Consider the following 10,594-nt stretch of genomic DNA (forward strand, 5'->3'; position numbering starts at 1 on the left):
GACCATCCGGGCATCCACCCCCCGAGAACAGACCGGAGCGAGAACATGAGCACCGAGGCGCACCCGAAGCCTGCACACACGCGCGGTGAGGAGACACCGGCACTGCTCACCGAGACCATCGGAGCCACCCTGGCTCGAACCGTCGCGGACCACGGCGAGCGAACCGCGTTGATCGACGCCGCCGCACGGCGGGAATGGCGATACACCGAGTTCCACCGTGACGTACGCGCGCTCGCGGCCGGACTGCTACGACTCGGCGTGTCGGTCGGCGACCGCGTCGGGCTGTGGTCGCCGAACCGGTTCGAATGGGTGTTGACCCAGTACGCCGCGGCCGAGATCGGCGCCGTGCTGGTCAATCTCAATCCCGCGTACCGGCAGAACGAGATCGAGTACGCGCTGCAGCAGTCCGGGACGAGCGTCGTCCTGGCCGCCGAGAGCTTCAAGGACTCGGCCTATTCGACGATGCTCGACCAGGCCCGGCCACAGTGCCCGGAGCTGCGCGAAGTGGTCCTGTTCGAATCCCCCGGCTGGGATGCGCTGTGTGTCGAGCCGAGCGCCGACGAGCTCACACGCGTCGACGAGATCGCTGCGTCGCTCTCACCCGACGACCCGATCAACATCCAGTACACCTCGGGTACAACGGGTTTCCCGAAGGGTGCGACGCTGTCGCACCGGAACATCGGGAACAACGGGTACCTCGTCGGCGAACTGCTGAACTACACCGCCGACGACCGGATCTGCCTACCCGTGCCCTTCTACCACTGCTTCGGCATGGTGATGGGTAACCTCGCGGCGACGAGTCACGGCGCGGCGATGGTGATTCCGGCGCCGGCCTTCGACCCGCGGGCCACCCTCGAGGCGGTCGCGGAGTACCGCTGCACCAGCCTCTACGGCGTGCCCACCATGTTCATCGCCGAACTCGGCCTGCTCGACGACGGGCGCGACATCGACCTGTCGAGCCTGCGCACCGGCATCATGGCGGGGTCGCCGTGCCCCGAGTACGTCATGCGGCAGGTCGTCGACCGCATGCACATGCGCGAGGTGTCGATCTGTTACGGCATGACCGAGACGTCGCCGGTGTCGACGCAGACGCGGGTCGACGATCCCCTCGAGTTGCGTGTGACCACCGTCGGGCGGGTCGGCCCGCACCTGGAGATCAAGGTCGTCGATCCCGGAACCGGGGAGACCTCGGCGCGCGGCGAGACGGGCGAGTTGTGTACGCGCGGTTACTCGGTGATGACCGGATACTGGAACGACCCGGAGAAGACGGCCGAGGCCATCGACGCCGACGGCTGGATGCACACCGGCGACCTCGCCGACATGGACGAGAACGGTTATGTCCGGATCACCGGGCGCATCAAGGACATGGTGATCCGCGGCGGGGAGAACATCTACCCGCGCGAGATCGAGGAGTTCCTCTACACCCATCCCGACATCCTCGACGCCCAGGTGATCGGGGTGCCCGACGTGAAATACGGCGAGGAGCTGATGGCCTGGGTCCGGTTGCGCGACACCGCAACAGAATTCACCGCCGACGACCTGCGCGAGTTCGCGACCGGCAAGATCGCGCGACACAAGATCCCGCGGTACGTCCATGTGGTCGAAGAGTTCCCGATGACCGTCACCGGGAAGGTCCGCAAGGTGGCGATGCGCGACGAGGCGGTCTCGATCCTCGAGCAGTTGCGATGACCACGTCGAGGACTGCGGAGCAGGTCACGAGCACCCAGATGGACCGGTTCGGCCGCTTCGTCGCCGAGCGTTTCGAGACCGGGCGGTTCGAGACCGACACAGACTATTACGGCGATCTGTGGTCGTGGTCGGTGGAACACCCGGCCCGGTTCTGGCGTGCCGTATGGGAATTCTTCGACCTCGACGCCCTCGCCGCGGAACCGCTCGGGCCCGGGGACGAGGCGGTGCTCGCCGACGACCGGATGCCCGGTGCGGTCTGGTTCCCCGGGATGCGGCTGAACTACGTCGATCAGATCCTGCGGCACGCCGCCCTGCCCGGCGCCGCGATCGTGGGCATCGACGAGGCCGGTGACCGTTCCGAGATCGCGTGGGCGGAACTGCCGGCGCAGGTCGCGGGCCTGGCCGCGACCCTGCGTGCGCGCGGAGTGGGGTCGGGGGACGTGGTGGCCGCCTACCTCCCCGACATCCCGGAGGCCGTCATCGCCTTCCTGGCCACCGCATCCCTGGGCGCGATCTGGTCCGGATGTGGCCAGGACTATGCCCCGCAGGGGGCAGCCGGCCGACTCGGCCAACTCGCACCCAAGGTCCTGTTCACCGCCGCCGGATATCGCTACAACGGCAAGGTCGTCGACAAGCGCGCCGACAGCGCCGAGCTCGCCGGGCTACTGCCGGACCTGGTCGCGCACATCACGATCGGCGCGACCGAGGAGTCCTCGTCGGCCCTCGACTATGCCGACGCCGTCACCAGCGACCCCGGCGACTTCCACCCCGTCAAGGTGCCCTTCGATCATCCGCTCTGGGTGCTGTTCAGTTCGGGCACCACCGGACGCCCCAAAGGCATCGTGCACGGACACGGGGGAGTCCTGCTGGAGCACCTGAAAGCCGGTGCCCTGCACGGCGATCTGTCCGCAGACGACGTGTTCTTCTGGCAGACCGCGCTCAGCTGGATGATGTGGAACTATCAGGTCGCCGGACTTCTCTGCGGTTCGCGGATCGTCTGTTACAGCGGTTCGCCCCTGTACCCCGACGCCGACCGCCTGTGGCAGGTCGTCGACGACGAGCGCGTCAACTACTTCGGTACGAGCCCCGGCCAGCTGCAGGCCTCGCGGAAGGCGGGTCTGGAGCCGGGGCGTCAGCACGACCTCGGCCGATTGCGAACACTCGGCAGTACCGGATCATCGCTCGCCGCAGACCTTTTCACCTGGGTCGACGACCACGTCGGGGCCGGACTGCCCATCTCGTCGATCAGCGGCGGCACCGACATCGTGTCCGCGTTCGCCGGCGGCTCCACCGGTGTACCGGTCGTCCCGGGGGAGCTGTCGGTGCGCTACCTCGGTGTGGCACTGGAGAGTTGGTCGCCCGACGCCCGCCCGCTGGTGGGGGAGGTGGGTGAACTCGTCGTCACCGCGCCGATGCCGTCGATGCCCGTGAGCTTCTGGGACGATCCCGACGGTGCGCGCTACCGCGCGGCTTATTTCGCCCACGAATGGGAGGGCGGTGCGTCGAATCCGGAGAAACCGGTCTGGCGGCACGGCGACTGGGTGACGGTGACCGAACGTGGGTCGCTCGTGATCCACGGCCGCAGCGACGCGACGTTGAACCGCCACGGGATCCGGATGGGATCGGCCGACATCTACGAGGTCGTCGAAGCGCTCGACGAGATCGCCGAGGCCTTCGTGCTCGGTGTCGACGGACCGGACGGCGCCTATTGGATGCCGCTGTTCGTCACCCTGGTCCCCGGCGCGACGCTCGACGACGCGCTGATCGGCCGGATCGCGGGCGCGGTCCGCGACCGCCTCTCCAAACGCCATGTGCCCGACGAGGTCATCGAGGCCCCCGGGATTCCGCACACCCGGACCGGAAAGAAGCTCGAGGTTCCGGTCACCGCGATTCTGGCGGGCCGTTCCGAGGTCAACATCGACCCCAAGGCGGTCGACGACTACGCGCTGATCAACTGGTACGCCGAGCAAGGGCGCGCGCATCGCTGGTGAGCGGGATTCTGGCCCGGCGGGGCGACCCCGATGTGCAAGGGTCATCGGACCCGGCGGGTATGTGTACTAGCGTGGTCGATAGTTCTGCGCTCGTGGGGGGCGACGGCCGGACGCCGTCACCTCGACGCGACCCGCTGATCCTGACCGACCGACCCGACCAGGAGATCGTCATGACCTACCCACCCGGCGGCTACGGGCAGCAGCAGCCCGAGTCCGGCCAGTCCTACGGCCAGTACGGCAATCAATCCGGATATCCCCAGTCCGGCGCGCACAACACGGGTCCGCAGGCGAGCCCCGCGCCCGGCTCGGACCAGTACGGTCAGGCCCAGCAGTACGGGGGTCAGCAGTACGGGGGTCAGCAGTACGGTCAGAGCGGACAGTCCTACGGCCAGGGGCAGCCGGGTTACGGCCAGAGCCCCGCGCAGGGATATGGCCAGCAGGGGTACGGCCAACCCGGATACGGTCAGGACCAGCAGGGCCAGCAGGGCTACGGTCAGTACGGATACTCCCCGCAGCCGACCAAGGCGCCGAGTCAGGGACTGCCGGCCATCACCCCGGTTCTCCTCGCCGCCGCGATCGGCGCCTTCGGCCTCATCGTCCTCTTCAGCGGGTTCCTGTCCGCCGCCGAGACCTATGACTTCGCGCTCAAGCTGTTCCAGACCCAGTACAACGCGCCGTACACGCTGATCAGCGTTGCCGGAATCCTGGCGCTCATCTCGCTGATCCCGGGCATCAAGGTGCCTGCGGCGCCGATCGTGGCGTCGCTGGCGATCACCTCGTTCCTGATCACGCTGTTCCAGTTCCTCAACATCGACGACAACGGTGCCGGGGCGATCGTGCTGCTGATCTTCACCCTCCTGTCCGCGGTCCTCGCAGTCGTGTGGTTGCTCGTCGACGCCGGCGTCATCAAGGTGGCGCCCGCGGTGGGCTCGGCAACCGCAGCGGTGGCCCCCGGCTCGTCGGCCGCGCAGTCCGACACCGGCGCTCACCAGCAGACCGGTGGCTACGGCGACGCGCAGACCACCGCCTACGGCACCGGCAGCGCGCAGGCTCAATACGGCCAGCAGTCGTCGGCGAACTACGACCCGTCGGCCTACTCGCAGTCGTCGGGCGCGTCGACCGCCGGTCAGAGCGGTTACTCCGGCGGTGCGAGCGAATCGTCGGCATCGGCCTCCGGTCACGGCGAGTCGGGCTACGGGGACTACCGACCCGGCCAGTACGCGGCCGGCGCCTCGGGCGCATCCCCGGCCGCGCCCGGTGGATCCGCTGGCCCCTCGGGCACCGACACCCCGGCCGGAGACCACTCGACCACGGTCTTCCAGAAGCCGGAACCGCCCACCGGCAGCGGCAACTGACAGAACCCCAACAGTGCCCCGTCGACCATCGGTCGCCGGGGCTCTGTGTTTCGCCGTCGGCCAAGCCGGCCCCCGCTGGTTGAGCCGGTGAGGAGCGCAGCGACGAGCCGAGTCGAAGCCACATGGTGAGCTGACTCCCTTTCACAGCCCGCTCGGCGCGTCTACGACAGCCTCGGCCGGGACCGTGTCAGGCTCATGACGATGCCCTCCCTCAAGTCGGACCCGACCACGGACAATCTGGCGTCGCAGCTGCGTAACCTGCGGCGATCACGTCGTGCGCAGCGCACGGCGGCCGAGGGCTCGGCCCGGCAGCTCGCGGTTGTCGCGTTCACCGTTCCCGCGACAGCACTGGTGACGCTGATCGTCGTGATGCTCTCGGTGCTGCTCCTGGCCGGCAGCGGACTGACCGGACTGCCGAGTGCGATCGCCTCGGGCTGGCTGGCCGTCCACCAGGTGCCGGTCACGATCAGCGGGGTCACCATAGGTGTGCTGCCGCTGCTGCCGACGCTGGCGGTCGCCGCCGGCACTGCCTGGCTGACGGCCCGGGCCGTCGCCGGTGGCACGAACTCGAACGAACGCGATCGGCACGACCTGTTCGACCTCGGCGCCGTCGTGTTCTCGGCGGTGATCGGTCCCGTTCTCATCACCGCGATGTCCCTGGCGGTCGTCATGGACGGCGGGTCGGTCCTGCCGGTGCAGACGCCCAACGCGCTGCTTGCGTTCCTCTACACCCTCGGCGTACACGGCGGTGCGGCGGTCGCCGGTGTCGTGTGGAGCCGACGACGCGACTTCGCCGTCCGCGGGGGTGTGACCCACGCCGATCGTCGCGGTTTCCGGTACGGGCTGGTGGCGGCCATGCTGCTACTGGTGGCCGGAGCCGTGCTGGTGTGTCTGCGCATGTTGATGAGGCACGGGCAGATCGGTGAACTGATCGAGACCGGTTACGACTTCGATGGGTTCCTGGGACTCACCCTGCTGTCGATGCTCTACCTCCCGAACGTGATGGTCGCCGCGATGGCGGTGCTCGTGGGTTCCGACGTCCAGATCGGTGCGACGACGGTCGACCTGTTCACGGTCCGCGGTGACGCCGTCCCGCCCGTCCCGGTTCTCGCGGTCCTTCCCGACGGGCCGGGTGCCGGGGCATGGGGATTCGTCGGACTGCTCGTGCCGGCCGGTGTCGCCGCGTTCGTCGGCTGGCGATGCCGCGACCTCGATCCCATGGCCCACGTGCGTTCGGTGGGTGTCGCCGCGGCGGTCGCGGCTTCGGTGGTCGCCGTTCTCACCGTCTCGGCGGGTGGAACGCTGGGGGAGTTCGGCGAGGTCGTCGTGACGGTGTCGGCGGCCGGGGTCTTCACACTGGGTTGGATCGCGGTCGTCGGCCTGCTCATCGTGCTCGTCTACGCCTTCCTGCCGTCGACCCGAGCGGCACGTCTCGCTGTCGGCGATGAGTACTTCGACGATCCCCTCGACCTCGGTTACGAAGACGAATACGTCATCGTCACCGATCTGGACGAGGACGACGAGTACGCCGAGTACTCGGAAGTCGAGGACGGTGAATTCGAGGACGGCGAGTACGAGGACTCGGACTACGACGACGGTGAGTTCGACGACGGTGAATTCGGGGACGCTGACCTCGCGGACGACGACGCGGAGTACGTCGCCGGGTCGGACCCGGACGACTCTGATCTCGACACCGCATCCGGGCGCGCGCCGGCGAAGAACCGCGTGTACGACGACGATCTCGACGTGGCGGATCTCGCCGTCGACGTGGATCACGACCTCCATCCCGGTTCGCACGGGGCCTCACGGCAACGCTGACAGCGCGCTTCCCGGGCGTGCCCCGGCGGCGCCACCCGGCGCGGGCGGCCCAACGTGCGGCGATTAGTCTCGACGACGTGACATCCCCGACGGCACCTGGTCGCACCCCGCTGGTGGTGATGGCGTCGGGCACCGGTTCGCTGCTGGAATCGCTGATCGCGCGCGCCGGTGACGAGGATGCCCCGTTCCGTGTCGCGGCGATCGTGGTCGACCGCTCGTGCCGGGCGCAAGAGGTCGCGCAGCGCCACGACATCCCGCTCATCACCTGCCGTGTCGCCGACCACGCCGACCGTGCGACGTGGGATCGTGCGCTGACCGACGAGGTCGCCGCGATCGAGCCGGAGTGGGTGGTGACCGCCGGTTTCATGAAGATCCTCGGCCCGGCTTTTCTCGGCCGGTTCGGCGGTCGCGTCGTCAACAGTCATCCAGCGCTGCTACCAGCGTTTCCGGGCGCCCACGGGGTCGCCGAGGCGCTCGACTACGGCGTCAAGGTCACCGGCGCGACGGTCCATCTTGTCGACGAGGGCGTGGACACCGGCCCGATTCTGGCGCAACAGGTGGTCAGCGTCGTCGACGACGACACCGCCGACAGCCTGCACGAGCGAATCAAGACGGTTGAGCGCGTGTTGCTCGCCGACGTGGTGACCGCACTGGTCACCAGAGGAGTAGTCATCGATGGACGAAAGGCCCGCATCCCGTGAACGCACCCAGCTCTGACAGCTCTCGTCGACCGATTCGGCGCGCGCTGGTGAGTGTCTACGACAAGAGCGGTCTCGCCGACCTCGCGACGGCACTACACGCGGCCGGAGTGGAGATCGTGTCCACCGGGTCCACCGCAAAGACCATCGCCGGCGCGGGCGTGCCGGTCGTGGAGGTGTCCACGCTGACGGGCTTCCCCGAGTGCCTCGACGGCCGCGTCAAGACCCTGCACCCCAAGGTGCACGCGGGCATCCTCGCCGACACCCGCAAGTCCGATCATGTGGCTCAGCTCGACGAACTGGGCGTCGCCGCATTCGATCTCGTCGTCGTCAATCTCTATCCGTTCACCGAGACGGTGGCGTCCGGTGCGACTCCGGACGAGTGCATCGAGCAAATCGACATCGGCGGCCCGTCGATGGTGCGTGGGGCCGCGAAGAACCACCCGTCGGTCGCTGTCGTGGTCGATCCCGATGACTACTCGCTGGTGACCGAGGCCCTCGCGGCCGACGGGTTCTCGCTCGTCGACCGGAAGAAGCTCGCGGCCAAGGCTTTCCGGCACACCGCCGACTATGACGTCGCGGTGGCGTCGTGGATGTCGAGTGTGGTTGCGCCCGAGGACGAGTCGCAGTTCCCGGCGTGGGCCGGTGCGACCTGGACCCGCTCCGCGGTGCTGCGTTACGGCGAGAACCCGCACCAGCCGGCCGCACTGTATGTCGGCAACGCGGGGGCCGGCGGGGTTGCGACCGCCGAGCAGCTCCACGGCAAGGAGATGAGCTACAACAACTACACCGACGCCGACGCCGCGTGGCGCGCCGCCTACGACTTCGATGCCCCGGCGGTCGCGATCATCAAGCACGCCAACCCGTGTGGCATCGCGATCGGCGCCGACATCGCGGAGGCGCATCGCAAGGCGCACGCGTGCGATCCGGTCAGTGCCTACGGCGGCGTGATCGCGGCGAATCGCGAGATCACCGTCGCGATGGCCGAGCAGGTCGCCGAGATCTTCACCGAGGTCATCGTCGCGCCCGGCTTCGCCGACGGCGCGCTCTCGGTGCTGACCCGCAAGAAGAACATCCGCGTCCTGGTGGCCACCCCGCCGGCCGCAACCGGGATCGAGACGAAGCCGGTGTCGGGTGGACTGCTGATGCAGCAGCGCGACGTCCTCGACGCCGACGGCGACAATCCGGCCAACTGGAACCTCGTGGCGGGTCCGCCGGCCGACAACCAGACCCTTGCCGACCTCGAGTTCGCCTGGCGTGCGTGCCGTTCGGTCAAGTCCAACGCCATCCTGCTGGCGTCCGACGGTGCGTCGGTCGGCGTCGGCATGGGCCAGGTCAATCGCGTCGACTCCGCGCACCTGGCCGTGCAACGCGCCGGCGACCGGGCAGCGGGGAGTGTCGGGGCGTCGGACGCGTTCTTCCCCTTCCCGGACGGACTGCAGGTGCTGCTGTCGGCCGGGGTGAAAGCCGTTGCGCAGCCGGGCGGTTCGATTCGAGACAACGAGGTGATCGAGGCGGCCGACGAGGCGGGCGTGACGCTCTACCTCACCGGGGCGCGTCATTTCGCTCACTGATCTCGCTCTACTGGTCGTCGCCGGTTTCGGCGCCGGCCTGATCGGCTACATCACCGGGCTGGCGTCGATCGTCAGCTATCCCGCACTGCTCGCGGTCGGACTCAGTCCGATCGCGGCCAATGTCACGAACACGGTCGCGCTGGTCGCCGTCGGGGTGGGCAGTACCGCACAGTCGGGACGCTCCCTCCTCGACGGTGACCGCAGGCGGCTGATCATCGGCGCGATCGCCTCGCTCATCGGCGGCACGGTCGGGGCGGTGCTGTTGCTGTCGACGCCGGCCGAGGCGTTCGAAGCCGTTGTGCCGTTCCTGGTCGCGATCGCCGCGATCGCCCTGTTGGCGCAACCGGTTCTGCGGCGGTGGGCCACCTCGCACGTCGAGCGTCCCTGGGTGTTCATCCTGGGCCTGACGCTGATCTCGGTGTACGGCGGGTACTTCGGGGCGGGCGCCGGCATCATGATCCTCGCGCTGATGCTCGTGGTGACCAGCGAACCATTGTGGCGCGCAGCGTTGTCCAAGTCGTTGTTCCTCGGCATCGCCAACACGATCGCTGCCATCGGTTTCATGATCTGGGGTCCCGTCGACTGGTGGGCGGCGCTCGCCATGGCCGTCGGCTGTCTTGCCGGCGGGTGGTGCGGCCCGCCTGTCGTGAAACGGCTGCCGCCCGGGCCGCTCCGGATCGTGGTCGGGGTGTGCGGGCTCGGACTCGCGGCGTGGCTCGCGGTCAGCTGACGTCGGCGTGATGAGCAGGCGGTTGTCGTCGGTGTGCCCGCGGCAGCCCCTGCTCCCTGAGGAGCGTCCGGAGCTTGCGGAGGGCGCGTCAGCCCCTGCTCCCTGAGGAGCGTCCGGAGCTTGCGGAGGGCGCGTCAGCCCCTGCTCCCTGAGGTGCGAGGAGCGTAGCGACGAGCCACGAAGGGTCCGGCGACCGGCAAACTTCAACTCGACCGGCAGACTTCGATCGAGGTCTGGGAGTCGAGTTGCAGTCTGTCGGTCACAAGTCGGGGCAGGTATGCGAGACAGTCCCGCCGGTCGAGGTCGACTGCGCTCCTCGGTTGAGCCTTGCGGCCGGGGGTGGGGCAGCCACGCTTCCGCGGATCGGTTGCGTATGTTGTCAGTAGCGCACGTTCGGCCGAAGGAGCGCTTCAATGTCGGGGGCACGGGCATACAGCGATGCCGGTCTTTCCATTGGGCGCAGTTGTCTAAGAGGAACTTCGGCCTGCAGGTGAAGCTGCCCAACAGGGTGCGCTACCGGACATCGATTTGCCGCAGTCGGAAGTATCGCGGCCCACTGACGGGGCGGCAGCCCATTTGGCAGTTCACGGCGGCCGTCAGCCCGCATGTGGTCCAGGTGCAAGGGCGGAGTAGCGGCGAGGGTGTCACAGTACGGCCCCGTTCCCGGTCCACGATCCGACCGGGAACGGAGCCGACTGGAGTGTCACTGTGGAGTTGTCAAGGGACTGATGCGGTCCCA

Annotated in this window: 7 protein-coding genes; all 7 read left to right on the forward strand. The window is 68.5% G+C overall.

The window, feature by feature from the left end; genetic code table 11:
* Window positions 1–45: 45 nt before the first annotated feature.
* The 7 genes from M4D77_RS13975 to M4D77_RS14005 all read left to right on the forward strand — a co-directional run bounded on the left by M4D77_RS13975 (window position 46) and on the right by M4D77_RS14005 (window position 9,855).
* Window positions 46–1,689, forward strand: coding sequence for an AMP-binding protein (locus M4D77_RS13975; RefSeq protein ID WP_137808933.1), 1,644 nt, complete (start codon window positions 46–48; stop codon window positions 1,687–1,689).
* A complete protein-coding gene (locus M4D77_RS13980; protein ID WP_259936453.1) occupies window positions 1,686–3,680 on the forward strand; it encodes an acetoacetate--CoA ligase in 1,995 nt (664 codons plus the stop codon). The genes M4D77_RS13975 and M4D77_RS13980 overlap by 4 nt, the downstream gene beginning before the upstream one ends.
* 170 nt (window positions 3,681–3,850) lie before the next feature.
* A complete protein-coding gene (locus M4D77_RS13985; protein ID WP_259936456.1) occupies window positions 3,851–5,035 on the forward strand; it encodes a DUF5336 domain-containing protein in 1,185 nt (394 codons plus the stop codon).
* Between the two features lie 195 nt (window positions 5,036–5,230).
* Window positions 5,231–6,853, forward strand: a complete 1,623-nt coding sequence (locus tag M4D77_RS13990) for a DUF6350 family protein (protein ID WP_396266584.1) — start codon at window positions 5,231–5,233, stop codon at window positions 6,851–6,853.
* Between the two features lie 77 nt (window positions 6,854–6,930).
* Window positions 6,931–7,554, forward strand: coding sequence for a phosphoribosylglycinamide formyltransferase (gene purN / locus M4D77_RS13995; RefSeq protein WP_205333550.1), 624 nt, complete (start codon window positions 6,931–6,933; stop codon window positions 7,552–7,554).
* A complete protein-coding gene (gene purH, locus M4D77_RS14000; RefSeq protein ID WP_065630238.1) occupies window positions 7,551–9,125 on the forward strand; it encodes a bifunctional phosphoribosylaminoimidazolecarboxamide formyltransferase/IMP cyclohydrolase in 1,575 nt (524 codons plus the stop codon). The genes purN and purH overlap by 4 nt, the downstream gene beginning before the upstream one ends.
* Window positions 9,112–9,855 carry a sulfite exporter TauE/SafE family protein gene (locus tag M4D77_RS14005; RefSeq protein WP_211540117.1) on the forward strand — a complete coding sequence of 248 codons (744 nt, stop codon included), beginning with the start codon at window positions 9,112–9,114 and terminating at the stop codon, window positions 9,853–9,855. The genes purH and M4D77_RS14005 overlap by 14 nt, the downstream gene beginning before the upstream one ends.
* The last annotated feature ends 739 nt before the right edge of the window (window positions 9,856–10,594 follow it).

It is taken from the genome of Gordonia sp. p3-SID1431, from assembly GCF_025143765.1.
Lineage (GTDB): Bacteria > Actinomycetota > Actinomycetes > Mycobacteriales > Mycobacteriaceae > Gordonia > Gordonia hongkongensis.